Origin of the sequence: Streptomyces similanensis (assembly GCF_039543625.1) — a bacterium.
Taxonomy (GTDB): domain Bacteria; phylum Actinomycetota; class Actinomycetes; order Streptomycetales; family Streptomycetaceae; genus Streptomyces; species Streptomyces similanensis.
In genome coordinates this window covers 94,722-110,445 of sequence record NZ_BAABKC010000013.1, presented here as the reverse complement: position 1 = coordinate 110,445, position 15,724 = coordinate 94,722, and the positions used below count along the sequence as shown (strand labels likewise).

The following is a 15,724-nucleotide window of genomic DNA, read 5'->3' as shown; positions in this document are numbered from 1 at the left end:
CCTCCCGTGCGGCGGGCGCCGTGCGCCGGTGCGGCCCGGTCCTCAGCCGCGTCCCGCCACCCGGTCGGCGACCCGCGCCAGCCGGGAGGAGCGGGCGCTGTGGGTGAGCGTCTCGCGCCGGTCGGCGGTGCGGTAGGTGGCGTACATGCCCTGCACGCCGAGCCAGCGCAGCGGCTCCGGCTCCCACCTGCGCACCTTGTGGCCGGCCCACGGCAGGGCGGTCAGCGGCGTCGGACCGCCCTGGCCGGAGTCCACCTGCACCAGGTCGGTGAGGGTGCGGGCGGCGAGGTTGGCGGTGGCGACGCCCGAGCCGACGTAGCCGCCGGCCCAGCCGAGGCCGGTCGAGCGGTCCAGGGTGACCGTCGCGCACCAGTCGCGCGGCACGCCGAGCACCCCCGACCAGGCGTGCTCGACCCGCACCCCGGCCAGCGCCGGGAAGAAGGCGACCAGCAGGTCGCGCAGCGCCGCCACGGTCTCGGGCTGGGTGCGGCCGTCGTTGTCGGTGCGCGAGCCGAACCGGTACGGCACACCGCGCCCGCCGAGCGCGATCCGGCCGTCGGCGGTGCGCTGGGCGTACATGTAGGCGTGCGCCATGTCGCCCAGGGTCTCGCGGCCGTTCCAGCCGATCGCCGCCCACTGCTCGTCGGTCAGCGGCTCGGTCGCGATCATCGAGGAGTTCATCGGCAGCCAGGTGCGCTTCTGCCCCTTCAGCGAGGCGGTGAAGCCCTCGGTGCAGCGCAGCACGTAGGGGGCGCGGACGGTGCCGTAGGGGGTGACGGCGTGTTGGGGGCGGATCTCGGTGACCGGGGTCGCCTCGTGGATCGTCACGCCGAGCGCCTCGACGGCCGCCGCCAGGCCCTTGACCAGCTTGGCCGGGTTGAGCCGGGCCCCGTGCGGGGTCCAGGCCGAGCCGACGGCGTCCGCGACCCGGACCCGCTCGGCGGTCGCCCGCGCCCCGTACAGCTCGCGGTCCTTCTCGCCGAAGGCCAGCTCCTGCTCGTGGAAGGCGCGCAGCCGGGCCAGCTGGGCGGGGGTGCGGGCCACTTCGAGCACGCCGCCCTTGTGGACGTCCGCCTCGATCCCCTCCTCGGCGGCGGCCCGGATCACCTCGTCCACGGTGTCGTTCATCGCCTGCTGGAGCCGTACGGCGGCCTCGTGGCCGTGCAGCTTGGCGTAGCGGTCGCGGCCGGCGACGCCGTTGTAGAGCCAGCCGCCGTTGCGGCCGGAGGCGCCGTAGCCGCAGAACTTCTGCTCCAGCACGGTGATCCGCAGGAAGGGCGCGGTCTTCTTCAGGTAGTACGCCGTCCACAGGCCCGTGTAGCCGCCGCCGACGATCACCACGTCGGCGTGCGCGTCCCCGGTGAGCGGCTCGCGCACCGGCGGGAGTCCGTCGTCCGCGAACCAGTAGGAGATGCCGCCGTTCACGATGCCGCTGTTCACGGCCCTGTCTGCCGAGCTGCTCATGGCCGGGACGCTAACGCCTCGGTACCGCCGGTGTCTCCTACGGAATCCGTGTTTTTCCCGCACCGGCGGCCAGCGGACGGCAGGCGAGGCCGATCAGGGCGGCGGTGAAGTGGCCGAGGTCGGTGAAGGTGCGGCCGGCGGCCAGGGGCACCGCGAAGAAGCCGAGCACGGCGGCGGCGTAGCCGTAGCGCCAGGGTCCGCGCAGGCACCAGGTCAGCACGCCGACCACGCCGGCCAGGGCGTAACTGACGCCCACGTCGAGGGTGTTGACGGCCGACTCGGGGACCACTCCGCGCCGGATGCCCCACAGCAGCGCGCCCTCGCTGATCAGCGTGGCCAGCACGTGCGCGGCCGCGCACACCGCGAGCCAGCGCGGTGTGCCCAGCCGGCGTTCGGCCTGCGCGTGGAAGACCGTGAAGAGCACCGCGTACGGCAGCCAGCGGCCGCCCGCGATCCACATGGCGCTGGCGAACAGCACCCGCGCCGGGTGTGCGGACAGCTCGTGCAGGTTGGTGGAGCGCTGCCGCAGGAAGGCCGTCTCGAACTGCGGCGGCATGTGGTGCAGGGCGACGGTCGTGACGAACAGGATCGCCAGCCAGATGTACGTCCCCGGGGCGCTGCGGACGTATCCCGCCACCGCCCTCGGCACACGCCGTATCCCGATGACCGCGCTCACCCTCACCAGTATCCCCGCGGAGTCCGCCGCCCCGCCTGCCGGGCCGCCCCGACTGCCGGGTCTCCCCCGACTGCCGGGTCTCCCCCGCCTGCCGGGTCTCCCCCGCGGTGGGCGGCCGCGGCCCGCCGTGACACGCCGCCGGACGGCCTATCCCGCCATTTGCGGACTATCGGGTCATAGCGTACAGAATATGACGAAACGCCACATCGCCTTGCTCCTGAGTGCCGCGGCACTCGTCGGCTCCGGCGTAGCCGCCGCCCCGCCGATCTCCGTGCCGAAGGTGCGCCTGGTGCACGCGGGCCAGTCGATCCAGAAGGCGGTGAACGCCGCGAAGCCGGGCGACACCGTCCTGCTGCTGCCCGGCACCTACCGCGAGAGCGTCAAGATCTCCACCCGCGGCATCACCCTGCGCGGCACCGGCCCGGAGACCACCGTCCTGAAGCCGGCCACCGGGGCGAACGCGAACGACTGCGGCAAGCGCGGCAACGGCATCTGCGTGGCGGGCACCAAGAACAAGCGCCTCAAGGACGTCACCGTCGCCGACCTCACCGTCACCGGCTACTCCCGCGCCGGAGTGATGGCGGTGGGCACCGAAGGGCTGACCGTGCGGCACGTGGCCGCCGTCAAGAACGGGCTGTGGGGCATCGCCGAGGAGCGCTCCAAGCGCAGCGCGTTCCGCGACAACCTGGCCCGCGGCAACGGCGACGCCGGCATCTTCCTCGCCAACACGATCACCGCCGAACAGGGCGCCCTCGACACCGCCGGCACCGTCATCGCCCACAACCGGCTGGAGGACAACCGGATCGGCGTCACCGTCCGCCGCCTGCGCGACCTCACCGTCGCCGGCAACTACGTCACCGCCAACTGCACCGGCGTCTTCGTCGTCGGCGACGAGAACAAGCCCCGGGCGGGCGCCCTGAGCGTGCGCGACAACCTGGTCACCCGGAACAACAAGTACTGCCCCAAGACCGCCCGGCTGCCCTACCTCCAGGGCTCCGGCATCGTCCTGACCGGCGCCGAGGCCACCGAGGTCAGCCACAACACGGTCCTCGGCAACTCCGGGAAGTCCCCGCTGTCCGGCGGCATCGTCCTCTTCAAGAGCTTCGTCGGCGCCGCCAACGAGCGCAACCGGGTCCGCGACAACGCCCTCCAGGGCAACTCCCCCGCCGACCTGGTCAACCAGGAGAGCACCAAGCGCGGCAACACGTTCCAGGCGAACTCCTGCCACGCCTCCAAGCCCGCGGGACTGTGCTGAGGCCCCGGCCGCGCACGGCACCGCACCCGACCGACACGGAAGGAACAGGCGGCACATGACGACCGCTCAGACCGCACCACCGCCGTCCATGCGGCTCAGGGAGCTCGTGTTCGGGGCGGCCTGCGCCGCCGCCCTGCGCGCCGCCGCCCGCCTCGGCGTGGCCGACGCGCTCGGCGACCGGCCCGCCGCCGTGGAGGACCTCGCCGCCGCGGTGAAGACCGAGCCCAAGCCGCTGCGCCGGCTGCTGCGCGCCCTCACCTGCTACGGCGTCTTCACCGAGCGGAGCGACGGCACGTTCGCGCACACCGACATGTCCCGGCTGCTGCGCGAGGACGACCCCGCCAGCCTGCGCAACATCACCCTGTGGTGCACCGAGCCGTGGACCTGGCAGGCGTGGCCGAAGCTGGACGAGGCGGTGCGCACCGGCCACAACGTCGTCCAGGACCTGTTCGGCAAGGAGTTCTTCGTCTACCTCAACGAGGACGCCCCGGAGTCCGCGGACGTCTTCAACAAGGCCATGACGACCTCCAGCAAGCAGTCCGCCCAGGACGTCGCCGACCTGCTGGACCTCTCCGGCGCCGCCTCGGTCGCCGACATCGGCGGCGGCCAGGGCCATGTGGTGGCCAGCCTGCTGGAGAAGTACCCGGCCATGCACGGCACCCTGCTGGACCTGCCGCGCGTGGTGGACAACGCCGACCCGCGGCTGCGGCCGGGCGGCGCGCTCGCCGACCGGGTGTCGATCGTGCCCGGCGACTGCCGCGAGGCCGTCCCGGTCACGGCCGACGTCTACATCATCAAGAACATCCTGGAGTGGGACGACGAGTCCACCGCCCGCTGCCTGCGCAACGTGATGGCGGCCGGCGGCCCCAAGGCCCGGGTCGTGGTCATCGAGAACCTGGTCGACGACACCCCGTCGATGCGGTTCAGCACCGCGATGGACCTGCTGCTGCTGCTCAACGTCGGCGGCGCCAAGCACACCACCGAATCCATGGTGAGCCGGCTGAAGGGGGCGGGCCTGGTCATCGACGACATCAGCCCGGTCAACCCCTATCTGCACGCCTTCGACTGCACCGTGCCGGTCTGACGGCGCCCGCACTCGGAAGCCCCCCGTAGACCGAACACCCGAACACCCGGACACCGGTCGCCGGGCCCGCGACGCTGCGGGCCCGGCGACCGGTTGTGTGTCCGCGGCCCCCGCGCGGGGCCGGGCGGTGGTCTCACGACTGGGCGTCGCGCTCCCACAGGTAGAAGCGGTGCGCCATCGCGTCCTTGGGCGAGCGCCACGTCTCGGGGTCGTACGCGCTGACGTACGCCGACAGCCGCTCGCTGATGCCCTGGAACTCCGGGTGCTTCGCCACCTTCGCGATGGCCGGGCCCGGGTCCCGGTCCGCCTCGACGAGGTGCATGTACACATCGCCGAACTGGAAGAGGCTGCGCCGGGTGACGCCGATCAGGTGCGGCAGCTCCCCCCGGTCCGACTCGTCGAAGATCTTGGCGATGTCCGGGGCCGACCCCGGCGCCATCCGGGCCACGATCAGGGCCTGGTGCATGGACCTACTCCTTCTCCTCCGGTGCTCGTCCGGTGCCTTCCGGTGCTTCTCCGGTGTTTTCCGGTGCTCGTCCGGGCCGGCTCAGTCGGTGGTCAGGGCCGGCTCGGGACGGCGGCCGGCGGCGGCCCGCTCGATCTTGTCCCGGATCAGCGCCATCTGGACCTTGGAGTTCTTGTTGATGTTGTCGGTCATCCAGTCGTCGTCGACCGGCGCCTCCGGCTTCATCGCGAAGTCCTGCGTCCAGATCATCCGCGTGCCGCCCGGCTCCTCCTCGTAGCGCCAGTGGATGTCCATGTGCGCGAACGGCCCCGTCTCCACCCGGCGGGCCCGCACGGTACGGGTCGCCGGGTCCGGCTCACGCTCGGACACCCAGCTCCACACCGTGCCGTTCTCGTCCGGGTGCATCGTCAGCCGGAAGGTGCACTTGTTCCCGTCCTGCTCCAGGATCTCGGCCGAGGCGTACTCGCTGAACAGCTCCGGCCACCTCGCCACGTCGTTGGTCATGTCCCAGACCAGGTCCAGCGGCGCGGCGATCGTGATCTCGTTCTGGGTGTGCCCTGCCATCTCTACGCTCCTGCCAGAAGGGTGCTGTTGACGAGGTCGAGGAACTTCCGGGGCGTCTTGCAGCGCTCCGCGTCGGCCGGCATCGGCATGCCGTGCCGGTTCTCCAGCTCGCCCACGATGCCGAGCAGGCCGAGCGAGTCGATGCCGAGCTCCTCGAACGAGACCTCGGCCCGGTCCGTCAGCTCCTGCGGGCTCACGGTGATGCCCGCGGCCTTCTTCATGAGTTCGGACAGTTCTTCCACGGTGATGCGGTCACTCATGCGGTCGTTCCTCTCTTTGTGCTCCCGGCTGGTTGCTCCGGCCGCCCCGTCGGGCCCTGTCGGCGACAGGACCTAGGGGGCGTCGGCGGTGCCGTGCCGCAGCACCAGCGCCGAGTTCGAGCCCATGAGCCCCCGGCTGAGGACCAGCGCCGTGCGCACCCGCGCGGCACGCGCGCTGCCGGTCACCAGATCGAGGTCATGGCAGATGTCGAAGACGTTGGGGGTGGGCGGGATCACACCGTGCTCCATCGCCAGCACCGCCGCCGCCGCGTCCAGCACCGGCGCCGCGCAGTACGCCCGGCCGATGCCCGTCTTGGGCGCCGTCACCGGCACCCGCCGGCCGTGCGCGCCGAGCGCGTCGGCGATCGCCAGCGCTTCCGCCCGGTCCGCCTCGGGCACGCCGAGGGCGTCGGCGAAGACCACGTCGACCTCCTCCGGCGCGCAGCCCGCCTCCGCCAGCGCGCCCCGGATCGCCTCCGCGAGACCCTGCCGGGACAGCTCCCAGCGGGAGGCCCCGGTGAAGGTCGACGCGTGCCCGGCCACGGCCGCCCGCACCGGCACGCCCCGCTCCCGGGCCGCCGCCGCCTCCTCCACGACGAGCATCGCGCCGCCCTCGGCCGGCACGAACCCGCACGCCTCCCCGGTGAACGGCCGGTACGCCCGCCCCGGATCGGTCACCGGGCTCAGCTCGCCGTACCCGAGCTGGCACACCATCGAGTACGGGGCCAGCGGCGCCTCGGTGGAACCGGCCACGATCACGTCCGTGCCCCGCCCCACGGCGCGCGCCGCGTGCGCGAGCGCGTCCAGGCCGCCCGCCTCGTCGGCGGCCACCACGGAACACGGGCCCTTGAAGCCGCGCCGGATGGAGACCTGGCCGGTGCTGGCCGCGTAGAACCACGCGATGGACTGCCAGGGGCCGACGTAGCGGCGGCCCTTGCCCCACAGCTTCTGCAGTTCCCGCTGGCCGAACTCGCCGCCGCCGGAGCCGGCCGCCGTCACCACGCCCGCCGAGAACGGCGCGCCCTCGGTGTCCGCCCGGCCCAGCCGCGCGTCCTCCAGGGCGGCGTCCGCCGCGGCCATCGCGAAGTGCGTGTACCGGTCCGTCTGGACGAGGTAGCGCTCCTCGATCGCCGCCGCCGGGTCGAAGGACCGCACCTCGCCCGCCACCTTCAGCGGCAGCTGCTCGCAGCCCTCGCGGGTCACCCGGTCCAGGACGCTCACGCCCTCCTGGGTGGCCTTCCAGAACGTCTCGGTACTGGTTCCGTTGGGGGCGACGACACCGATACCGGTGACGACCGCCCGCCGTGTGCTCGGTTGGCTCATCGTGATCTCTCCCTCGGCCGGGTCAGGATCACCGCCGACTGGAAACCGCCGAACCCGCTGCCCACGGAGAGCACCGCGTCCAGCTTCCGCTCGCGCGCCACCTTCGGGACGTAGTCCAGGTCGCACTCGGGGTCGGGGGTCTCGTAGTTGGCGGTCGGCGGGACCACCTGGTGGGCCAGGGCCAGCACGCACGCCACCACCTCGATCGCCCCGATGGCGCCCAGCGAGTGGCCCACCATCGACTTGATGGAGCTCATCGGCGTGCCGTAGGCGTGCTCGCCCAGCGCCCGCTTCACCGCGGCCGTCTCGTGCCGGTCGTTCTGCCGGGTGCCCGAGCCGTGCGCGTTGACGTAGTCGATCGCCGAGCCGTCCAGCCGGGCGTGGTCCAGCGCGGTCTCGATGGCCCGCGCCATCTCCACGCCCTCACTGGTCAGACCGGTCATGTGGTAGGCGTTGCCGAAGGTGGCGTAGCCGCTCAGCTCGCAGTACACGTGCGCGCCGCGCGCCTTGGCGTGCTCCAGCTCCTCCAGCACCAGCACCGCGCCGCCCTCGCCCATGACGAAGCCGTCACGGTCGTTGTCGAAGGGGCGGGAGGCGTGTGCCGGGTCGTCGTTGTTCGGCGACGTCGCCTTGATCGCGTCGAAGCACGCCATCGTGATCGGCGATATCGGCGAGTCCGACGCCCCGGCTATGCAGATGTCGGCGCGGCCCTCCTCCACGGTGTGCAGCGCGTAGCCGACCGCGTCGAGCCCGGAGGTGCAGCCGGTGGACACCGTCTGCACCGGGCCGCGCGCCCCGAACCGCTCCGCCACCGTCGAGGCCAGCGTGCTCGGCGTGAACGCCCGCTCCAGGTGCGGCTGGGCCCGCTCGTGGTCCACGTCCCAGCGCTCGCCGCCATGGCTGACCAGCACGTAGTCGCTCTCCAGCCGGGTGGTGCCGCCGACCGCGGTGCCCAGCGAGACCCCGACCCGCCAGGGGTTCTCCCCGGCGAGGTCGAGCCCCGAGTCGCGCACCGCCTCCTGGCCGGCCGCCAGCGCGAACTGGATGTAGCGGTCGCAGCGCGCCACCTGCTCGGCCTCCAGGCCCGCCGCCGCCGGGTCGAAGTCGCACTCGGCGGCGATCTGGGACCTGAGGCCCGACGGGTCGAAGAACGTGATGCCGCGCGTCGCGGTACGCCCGTGCGCCAGCAGGTCCCAGAAGGCGGGGGCGCCGATGCCGCCCGGCGCCACGATGCCTATGCCGGTGACCGCGACCCGCCTGGTCACGACCGCACCTCGGCCGGTTCGGCCGCCGCGTCGGCCGGCTCGGCCTCCCGCGCGCCGGCCGGGACCGACGCCGCCTCGGTGCCCTCGGTGTCCACGTGGCCCAGCTGCGGGCGCGGCGCCAGCGGCCCCAGGTGGAACACGATCCGCGCCTCCGTGTCACCCACGTTGCGGAACCGGTGGCGCATGTAGGCGGGGATCATCAGCCCCTGCTCGGGCTTGAGCGGGTGCGGCTCGCCGTCCAGGTCCACCTCCAGCTCGCCGCAGACGACGTACACGAACTCCTCGGAGTAGGGGTGGTAGTGCTCGCCGATGCGGTCGCCCGGCTGCACGAGGGCCACGCCCATGAAGCCGCTGGTGGAGCCCACCGTGGCCGGGGTGAGCATGGCGCGCAGATCACCGCCGCGCTTGGTGTTGGGCTCGGTCTCGCTGAGGTCCACGATCCTGGGCCTGGGTTTGATCACGTCTTCCTCCGGTGGTGAGTACGTCGGCTGGGGGGAGCGTCAGGCGTCCGGCGCGGACCGGCGGTCGGTGACGAGGTCCATCCGGGCGAGCGTGAGCAGCCGGGAGACGTCGCCGTCCTTCTTCGCGGCGCCCTCGTCGAGCAGCGTCGTCAGCTCGGCCACCCGGGCGGAGTCCCGGACGCCGAGCGCGGCGGCCGGGTCGTCCTCCAGCGCGCCCCGCACGTCGATCAGCCGTACGACCACGTCGTCGCGCTCGAAGACCGTGCTGCGCCGCACCGGGCTCGCCGGGTCGTCCGCGGCCCGCTCGTCCTCCCGGGCCAGCAGCTCGGCCAGCTTCATGCCCTGGCCCGGCCGCGCCGGGTAGAACAGCGCGTGCCGCTCGACCCGCTCGTCCTCCTGACCGGTCGTCACGTGGTGCACGGCCGGCAGCGCCGCCCGGGTGAAGAACACCCGCGCCGACTCCTGGTCGTTGAGGTCGCGGTCCTGCTCCAGGTACGGGTTGATGGCCTCCTCGACCGCCCGGATGCCGGGCTGCCGGGCCACGTGCCGCAGCGCCGCCAGCAGGTCGCCGCGCACCTCGATGGCCCGCACCACCCGGTTGCCGTGCATGAACAGCGAGGTGCGCAGCAGCCGCGTGGTGTCGTCGACCCGCGCGTCGGGCGCCTCGTAGTTCGCCAGCAGCGCGGCCACCTTCGCCTCGCTGCCCGGCTTCACCGTGAACGTCAGCGCGTGCCGGATCACCCCGTCGCCGATCCGCGGCGAGGTCTGCAGGCGCCGGTCGGCCGACTCCTGGCGGTGGCCGCCGCCGGTCTCGCGCACGATGTGGAAGCGCAGCGAACGGGTGTCGCGGATGCAGCTGTGCATCGGCTGCACCATCCGCACGTGCTCCTCGCTGTTCACCCAGGCGAGGAACGGCGGGGCGCTCTCCCACTCGCTGGTGATCAGCCACTGGGAAGGGTTCTCGATGGACTGGCACAGCTGGTCGCTGACATGCCCCGGCACGGCCGAGACCTGCTTGCCCATCTGCTCGTACGCCTCCAGGAACTGCTGCTGGGCGCCGTCGCAGACGTCCACCAGCAGGATCACGCGGAGCCGGGAGCCGTCGAAGACGGACTGGGAGACACGTTTCGCGGCCTGCTGCTCGGCCGGGTCTGACACACGCTCGGAAATGGCGGTCATCTGCGTACGACTCCTTGGCGGGATCGGCGGTGCGCACGGGTACGGGAACGGAAGGCGCCGGCCGCGGATGACGCGACGTCAGCGTGATCTCGATCCTGTGCCGGGCGCGATCAACGCGCGACTCGTATGCACCACAAGGGTGATCACGCGGGTGATAGACCCCGCGAACGCACGCGGACGGGGCGCCCGGCGGGCATGGAGACACCGATGCGCCCGCACCGCCCGCACCCCCGCACCCCGCTCCTGGAGGCATCGATGCGCCAAGAAGCCGACCACCGGGTACCCGTCCTCATCGTCGGCGGCTCCCTGGTGGGCCTGTCCACCTCGCTGTTCCTTGGCCGCCTCGGCGTGCCGCACCTGCTGGTCGAACGGCACTCCGGAACCTCCATCCACCCCCGCGGCCGCGGCAACAACGTGCGCACGATGGAGCTGTACCGGGTGGCCGGCCTGGAGGACGACATCAAGGCCGCCGCCTCCCTGCTGGCCGACAACCACGGCATCCTCCAGACCCCCACCCTCGTCGGGGACGCCGGCGAATGGCTGTTCAAGCACATCGACCCGGGCGGCGGCCTGGCCCGCTTCAGCCCCACCGGCTGGTGCCTGTGCAGCCAGAACGACCTGGAGCCCGTCCTCCTCGAAGGCGCCCGCCGGCTCGGCGGCGACCTGCGCTACTCCCACGAGCTGGAGACCTTCGAGCAGGACGGCGACGGCGTCACCGCGACCGTCCGCGACCGCGCCACCGACGAGCGCTACACCGTCCGCGCCGACTACCTCGTCGCCGCCGACGGCCCCCGCAGCCCCGTCCGGAGCCGCCTCGGCATCGGCCAGAGCGGCCCCGGCGACCTGTTCGCCAACGTCAGCGTCACCTTCCGCTCCAAGCTGCTGGCCGACGTCGTCGGCGACCGCCGCTTCATCTGCTGCTACCTCACCGACCCGGAGGCCGACGGCGCGCTGCTGCCCGTCGACAACAAGGAGCACTGGGTCTTCCACGCCCCCTGGCACCCCGAGCGCGGCGAGAGCCTCGACGAGTTCACCGAGGAACGCCTCCAGCGGCACATCCGCCGCGCCATCGGCGTCGCCGGCCTCGACGTCGAGATCACCGGCAAGGCGTCCTGGCGCGCCGCCGAACGCGTCGCCGACCGCTACGCCGCCGGCCGGGTCTTCCTCGCCGGCGACTCCGCCCACGAGATGTCCCCGACCGGCGCCTTCGGCTCCAACACCGGCATCCAGGACGCCCACAACCTCGCCTGGAAACTCGCCGCCGTCCTGGACGGCTGGGCCGGCCCCGGCCTGCTGGACACCTACGACGCCGAACGCCGCCCGGTCGCCCTGGCCACCAGCGCCCGCGCCTCCGCCCGCTCCGTCGAGCACAGCCACCCCGGCTTCGCCCCGGCCCCCGGCATCGGCGGCGGCCGGCGCGGCGGCATCCTCAACGTCGTCCTCGGCTACCGCTACCCCGAGGGCGCGGTCGTCGGCGCCGACCGGAGCCAGGAGGTGGTCCCCGACGCCGTACGCCTGACCGGCGAGCCGGGCACCCGCGCCCCGCACCTGTGGCTGCGCCACGAGGGCGAGCGCGTCTCCACCCTGGACCTGTACGAACGCTCCCTGGTCCTGCTCAGCGACGGCCGCTCGGAGGCCGGCTGGCACACCGCCGCCCGCCGCATCGCCGAGACCGAGGGCGTGCGCCTGGTCTCGTACCGCTTCGGCGCCGACCTCGTCCACGAGCCCGAGGGCACCGACGCGGCCCCGGCCCCCGACTGGTCGGCGGCCCACGGCACCACCCTGGACGGCGCGGTCCTGGTCCGCCCCGACGGCTTCATCGCCTGGCGTACCCCCTCCGCGTCCCCGGACCCGGAGGCAACCCTGCGCGAGGCCCTGAAAAACCTGCTGCACACCGCCTGACCCCACCCGAACACACCGAAAAGGCCAGCCCGGACATCATCCGGCCTGGCCTTTTCCCCGAGCCCCCGGTCGGATTCGAACCGACGACCTACGCAGATGCGCGCATCCGCCGCTGGCCCCCAGCGACGGTCATTGCGTGATGTCGGCCGTGTAGAGCCGATATCACGCCATGTCAGTTGCGCTGGCCGACGTATCGATCATTTATTCGATAGATGTTCTTCCGAACCGGCGCCGGGCATCAGGTCCGGCGCTGCACGAGTTCGGGGGTTCGACTCGATGAACAGCAGATGGGTGAGACGTCTTGCGGGCCAGATCGCGGCCGTGATGCTACCGGTGGCGGCTGTCACGGCGATGCCGTCGGCGGCGAGCGCGGACGGCGTCGGCGATCTGCGGGTGGAGACGTACGTGCTGCCCGTCGGCGCGGCGAAACCAGCACTTGGTGAACTCCAGGATGGAGATGGTCTGGCACGGCTGAGACAACTTGCTGCCGCGTCAGAGCCGCACGCTCAGATACCGCAGGAAACGGTGGGACCGGCTGCCTCATACGCGTCCTTGGCGCGGCGGCCGGCCGGCACGCCTGCCGCCGTAGACCGGGTCAGGGGCCGGTCCGCGTCTGTTGCAGCACCGCAGGCGACCGCTCCCGAGCCGGCCCGGACGATGACCTTCGCTGAGTGCAAGAAGGGCCTGGGCAGCGACAAGAAGTTCTTCGTCAAGTCACGCTTCGCGGTGTGCGACGGGGCATCATTCCTGCAGACGTGGGTGCAGAACAACCGCCCCGTAGGCGAGAGCATGTTCAACGTCCGCGTGATCGGCACCATTCCGGCCAACAGCCGGACCATTACCTTCCAGTACTTCTTCACCGACTTCGTCACCACCGGCAAGACTGGCGCTGCCTCCATGCCAATCACCACCAAGGGGAACATTCCGCAAAGCTGGCCCTCCCGCGTGCGCTACGCCCGCGGCGGCAATCTACCGGCCAGCAGCAGGACGTTCGCTCAGCTGAAGGCGACGGGCACGTTCAAGGAGGCGGTCACCGCCGCGCCGGGTCAGGGCAGCAGCGGCACCACCGACTTGATCTTCGCGGTCTATGAGCCAGCCGTGTCCTACACGGCTCCGGCGCCCTGGAAGCTCAGCGGATCCACTGGCGGCAAGCTGTTCATGCTCGCCCCACGCTGGGACGCCGCCACCTACCTGGCCAACTCCACCGGTGGCGGCAACCCGGCAAAGAAGGGCGCCGCAACATTCAGCTACGCCACGGGGCTGACCCTCAGCGCCAGACAGGGCGCGCAGGAACAGGCCGAGGCTGCGCACATACGTCAGGCTTTCCTCGTCCCGCAAGACACCAAGCCATACATGTCCGCGAAGAAGGTGCCGGGCCAGACGGCCGCTGATCCATTGCACCGTACGGTGAGCAGCGCCCGCATCGACAAGAACAGGGGGGAAGCTGTCAAGCAGTGCAAGCGTTACTGGGGGCCCGACTACGCCAGCGGCGGCAAAGAGTGCGATGAGTATCCATTCGCCAGCACCTACGAAGGAGCCGCCCAACCCCAGTACGACCCCGACGCCAAGAAGTTCAACTTCTCCGCGAAGCCGATCTCCCGGGACGACAACCAGGCCGGCGGCCTGATCCTGAAGAGCTTCTACGCCAAGAACCGCATCATCGACGGACTGGAAGACGGCTTTGTCGTCCAGGTCATCGCGTGACCTGACACTTCACCGACGGGGGCGGCCACCACACCGTTCCCGTCGCGGCGCTACCAGTGACTATGCGTCGGCTGACCAGAACTGGATGAGGTAGCGCTCCACGCCGACACCGGTCCCTTCCGCTTCCGACAGCGCAGCCGCATCGGCCCTGCCGGTACAGCTGACGCGGACGCGCCAGGAGCCGCCTGAGTCCGCCAGAGTGATGGTCTGGTCCATCCGGCCCGTGTGCATCGACCACACCGCAAGCTGTCCGCTCGCCGACTCGAGTTCAGCTTCAGCCTGCTCGTCCCAGTCCGCCAAGTCCTGTGGCGGCGGAACCGCATCCCACACCTCAACGTCAACCGTCGCGGTGTGGGTGTGGCCACCACTGGTGATGTCCAGCCGCCCCGGATGCGTCCCGAGGAAAGCGTCACGGTGGAAGTCATCGGGGAACGGCACGGGAAGGGCCGCGTCATCGGAGTCCTGCAGCCCGAACGCGTAGTACCCCACGTACGCACTTACCCGCTGCCGCCGCACAACCTGTGCCACGAGCACCCCTTCGGTTCAGCGGACACACCTTGGTCAAGATGGAAGAAACCCCAGGTCAGGGTTAGCCTGACCTGGGGTTCCACCGAGCCCCCTGTCGGATTCGAACCGACGACCTACGCATTACAAGTGCGTTGCTCTGGCCATCTGAGCTAAGGAGGCGACGCGGTCGCGCCCGTGCAGTGTACCCGGGTCGCGGGCGGGGGCCTCGAAAATTTCCGCGAAGTTCACCGGCCTCGAAGTACTGACAGAGCAGGTGAACGCCAGGTACCGTCCTGATCCAGTTCACTCGTGTGGACCACAGGAAAACCACCACAACGGAACACCCGTAGTGGCGACCACCTTCCTACAACGGATCGTCCGGCACGTTCCTGCCGGTAGAAGGGGGCCCATTCACCATGGCCACTGTTCAGTTCGACAAGGCGACCCGGATCTACCCGGGTTCCGAGAAGCCCGCCGTCGACGCTCTGGAGATCGACATCGCGGACGGCGAGTTCCTCGTCCTGGTCGGTCCGTCCGGCTGCGGCAAGTCCACCTCGCTGCGGATGCTCGCGGGACTCGAGGACGTCAACCGCGGCGCCATCCGCATCGGTGACCGCGACGTCACCCACCTGCCGCCCAAGGACCGGGACATCGCCATGGTGTTCCAGAACTACGCGCTCTACCCGCACATGACGGTCGCCGACAACATGGGCTTCGCGCTCAAGATCGCCGGCGTCAACAAGACGGAGATCCGGCGCAAGGTCGAAGAGGCCGCCAAGATGCTGGACCTCAGCGAGTACCTGGACCGCAAGCCGAAGGCCCTGTCCGGCGGTCAGCGCCAGCGGGTCGCCATGGGCCGCGCCATCGTCCGCGACCCGCAGGTGTTCCTCTTCGACGAGCCGCTGTCGAACCTCGACGCCAAGCTCCGCGTGTCGACCCGCACCCAGATCGCCTCGCTCCAGCGCCGCCTCGGCATCACCACCGTCTACGTCACCCACGACCAGGTCGAGGCCATGACGATGGGCGACCGGGTGGCCGTGCTCAAGGGCGGCCTCCTCCAGCAGGTGGACTCGCCGCGGAACATGTACGACAAGCCCGCCAACGTCTTCGTCGCCGGCTTCATCGGCTCCCCCGCCATGAACCTGATCGACGTGCCGATCATCGACGGCGGTGTGAAGTTCGGCAACAGCGTGGTGCCGGTCAACCGGGACGCGCTCAAGGCCGCCTCCGACAAGGGTGACCGCACGGTGACCGTGGGCGTGCGCCCCGAGCACTTCGACGTGGTCGAGCTGGGCGGCGGCGCCGCCGCGGCCTCCCTGTCCAAGGACGCCTCCGACGCCCCGGCCGGCCTCGCCGTCACCGTGAACGTGGTCGAGGAGACCGGCGCCGACGGCTACATCTACGGCACCGTCGCGGTCGGCGGCGAGCAGCGGGACCTCGTGGTCCGCGTCAGCAGCCGCGCCGTCCCGGAGAAGGGCGCCACCGTGCACGTCGTGCCGCGGCCGGGCGAGACCCACGTGTTCTCGACCTCCACGGGCGAGCGTCTCTCCGACTGACACCCTTACGGCTGAAACCTCGGGACGTTCCCGGGCGATTCGCTCAGGTTGACGAGAA

At 71.4% G+C, this 15,724-nt stretch carries 15 protein-coding genes and 1 tRNA gene; 5 read left to right on the top strand and 11 right to left on the bottom strand.

The window, feature by feature from the left end:
- Nucleotides 1-42: 42 nt before the first annotated feature.
- Both ABEB07_RS05630 and ABEB07_RS05625 read right to left on the bottom strand, forming a co-directional pair.
- Nucleotides 43-1,464 carry an NAD(P)/FAD-dependent oxidoreductase gene (locus tag ABEB07_RS05630; RefSeq protein ID WP_345667274.1) on the bottom strand — a complete coding sequence of 474 codons (1,422 nt, stop codon included), beginning with the start codon at nt 1,462-1,464 and terminating at the stop codon, nt 43-45.
- Nucleotides 1,465-1,501: 37 nt separating this feature from the next.
- The gene (locus ABEB07_RS05625; RefSeq protein ID WP_345667273.1) at nt 1,502-2,140 is read right to left on the bottom strand and encodes a rhomboid-like protein; all 639 of its coding nucleotides are present in this window, start codon (nt 2,138-2,140) and stop codon (nt 1,502-1,504) included.
- 190 nt (nt 2,141-2,330) lie between these two features.
- On the opposite strand from ABEB07_RS05625, the gene ABEB07_RS05620 reads away from it, so the two are divergent.
- Nucleotides 2,331-3,395, top strand: coding sequence for a right-handed parallel beta-helix repeat-containing protein (locus tag ABEB07_RS05620; RefSeq protein WP_345667272.1), 1,065 nt, complete (start codon nt 2,331-2,333; stop codon nt 3,393-3,395).
- A gap of 55 nt (nt 3,396-3,450) precedes the next feature.
- Nucleotides 3,451-4,479, top strand: coding sequence for a methyltransferase (locus ABEB07_RS05615; RefSeq protein WP_176149492.1), 1,029 nt, complete (start codon nt 3,451-3,453; stop codon nt 4,477-4,479).
- A gap of 133 nt (nt 4,480-4,612) precedes the next feature.
- Here ABEB07_RS05615 and ABEB07_RS05610 read toward each other — a convergent pair whose 3' ends face one another.
- The 7 genes from ABEB07_RS05610 to ABEB07_RS05580 all read right to left on the bottom strand — a co-directional run bounded on the left by ABEB07_RS05610 (nt 4,613) and on the right by ABEB07_RS05580 (nt 9,997).
- A complete protein-coding gene (locus tag ABEB07_RS05610) occupies nt 4,613-4,945 on the bottom strand; it encodes a TcmI family type II polyketide cyclase (RefSeq protein WP_164585465.1) in 333 nt (110 codons plus the stop codon).
- Between the two features lie 81 nt (nt 4,946-5,026).
- Nucleotides 5,027-5,509, bottom strand: coding sequence for an SRPBCC family protein (locus ABEB07_RS05605; RefSeq protein WP_164585466.1), 483 nt, complete (start codon nt 5,507-5,509; stop codon nt 5,027-5,029).
- A gap of 2 nt (nt 5,510-5,511) precedes the next feature.
- Nucleotides 5,512-5,769, bottom strand: coding sequence for an acyl carrier protein (locus tag ABEB07_RS05600; RefSeq protein WP_164585467.1), 258 nt, complete (start codon nt 5,767-5,769; stop codon nt 5,512-5,514).
- A gap of 72 nt (nt 5,770-5,841) precedes the next feature.
- Nucleotides 5,842-7,092, bottom strand: coding sequence for a beta-ketoacyl synthase N-terminal-like domain-containing protein (locus ABEB07_RS05595; RefSeq protein WP_176149494.1), 1,251 nt, complete (start codon nt 7,090-7,092; stop codon nt 5,842-5,844).
- On the bottom strand, nt 7,089-8,357 hold the full coding sequence (locus ABEB07_RS05590; protein WP_176149495.1) for a beta-ketoacyl-[acyl-carrier-protein] synthase family protein: 1,269 nt from the start codon (nt 8,355-8,357) through the stop codon (nt 7,089-7,091). Before ABEB07_RS05590 ends, ABEB07_RS05595 begins: the two co-directional genes overlap by 4 nt.
- Nucleotides 8,354-8,818: a cupin domain-containing protein gene (locus tag ABEB07_RS05585; RefSeq protein ID WP_345667271.1), complete on the bottom strand. Its 465-nt coding sequence runs from the start codon at nt 8,816-8,818 to the stop codon at nt 8,354-8,356. The genes ABEB07_RS05590 and ABEB07_RS05585 overlap by 4 nt, the downstream gene beginning before the upstream one ends.
- A gap of 39 nt (nt 8,819-8,857) precedes the next feature.
- Nucleotides 8,858-9,997 carry a SchA/CurD-like domain-containing protein gene (locus ABEB07_RS05580; RefSeq protein WP_345667270.1) on the bottom strand — a complete coding sequence of 380 codons (1,140 nt, stop codon included), beginning with the start codon at nt 9,995-9,997 and terminating at the stop codon, nt 8,858-8,860.
- A 255-nt stretch (nt 9,998-10,252) separates the two neighbouring features.
- Between ABEB07_RS05580 and ABEB07_RS05575 the strand changes: the two genes are divergently transcribed.
- A complete protein-coding gene (locus ABEB07_RS05575; protein WP_176152002.1) occupies nt 10,253-11,899 on the top strand; it encodes an FAD-dependent oxidoreductase in 1,647 nt (548 codons plus the stop codon).
- 276 nt (nt 11,900-12,175) lie between these two features.
- Nucleotides 12,176-13,603 (top strand): NucA/NucB deoxyribonuclease domain-containing protein, encoded by a 1,428-nt coding sequence (locus tag ABEB07_RS05570; RefSeq protein WP_345667269.1) that lies wholly within the window; start codon nt 12,176-12,178, stop codon nt 13,601-13,603.
- A 60-nt stretch (nt 13,604-13,663) separates the two neighbouring features.
- Here the strand turns inward: ABEB07_RS05570 and ABEB07_RS05565 are convergent, their stop codons facing one another.
- Complete coding sequence (locus ABEB07_RS05565; protein ID WP_345667268.1) at nt 13,664-14,131, bottom strand: hypothetical protein; 468 nt, start codon at nt 14,129-14,131, stop codon at nt 13,664-13,666.
- 85 nt (nt 14,132-14,216) lie between these two features.
- Nucleotides 14,217-14,290 (bottom strand) — tRNA-Thr (locus ABEB07_RS05560).
- A gap of 236 nt (nt 14,291-14,526) precedes the next feature.
- Between ABEB07_RS05560 and ABEB07_RS05555 the strand changes: the two genes are divergently transcribed.
- Nucleotides 14,527-15,666 (top strand): ABC transporter ATP-binding protein, encoded by a 1,140-nt coding sequence (locus tag ABEB07_RS05555; RefSeq protein WP_176149497.1) that lies wholly within the window; start codon nt 14,527-14,529, stop codon nt 15,664-15,666.
- Nucleotides 15,667-15,724: the final 58 nt, after the last annotated feature.

Excerpts from the sequence above, each read along its gene's own strand:
- ABEB07_RS05580 (WP_345667270.1), bottom strand. The coding sequence starts at position 9,997 with ATGACCGCCATTTCCGAGCGTGTGTCAGACCCGGCCGAGCAGCAGGCC.
- ABEB07_RS05605 (WP_164585466.1), bottom strand. The coding sequence starts at position 5,509 with ATGGCAGGGCACACCCAGAACGAGATCACGATCGCCGCGCCGCTGGAC.
- ABEB07_RS05630 (WP_345667274.1), bottom strand. The coding sequence starts at position 1,464 with ATGAGCAGCTCGGCAGACAGGGCCGTGAACAGCGGCATCGTGAACGGC.
- ABEB07_RS05610 (WP_164585465.1), bottom strand. The coding sequence starts at position 4,945 with ATGCACCAGGCCCTGATCGTGGCCCGGATGGCGCCGGGGTCGGCCCCG.
- ABEB07_RS05570 (WP_345667269.1), top strand. The coding sequence starts at position 12,176 with ATGAACAGCAGATGGGTGAGACGTCTTGCGGGCCAGATCGCGGCCGTG.
- ABEB07_RS05615 (WP_176149492.1), top strand. The coding sequence starts at position 3,451 with ATGACGACCGCTCAGACCGCACCACCGCCGTCCATGCGGCTCAGGGAG.
- ABEB07_RS05620 (WP_345667272.1), top strand. The coding sequence starts at position 2,331 with ATGACGAAACGCCACATCGCCTTGCTCCTGAGTGCCGCGGCACTCGTC.
- ABEB07_RS05595 (WP_176149494.1), bottom strand. The coding sequence starts at position 7,092 with ATGAGCCAACCGAGCACACGGCGGGCGGTCGTCACCGGTATCGGTGTC.
- ABEB07_RS05600 (WP_164585467.1), bottom strand. The coding sequence starts at position 5,769 with ATGAGTGACCGCATCACCGTGGAAGAACTGTCCGAACTCATGAAGAAG.
- ABEB07_RS05575 (WP_176152002.1), top strand. The coding sequence starts at position 10,253 with ATGCGCCAAGAAGCCGACCACCGGGTACCCGTCCTCATCGTCGGCGGC.
- ABEB07_RS05555 (WP_176149497.1), top strand. The coding sequence starts at position 14,527 with ATGGCCACTGTTCAGTTCGACAAGGCGACCCGGATCTACCCGGGTTCC.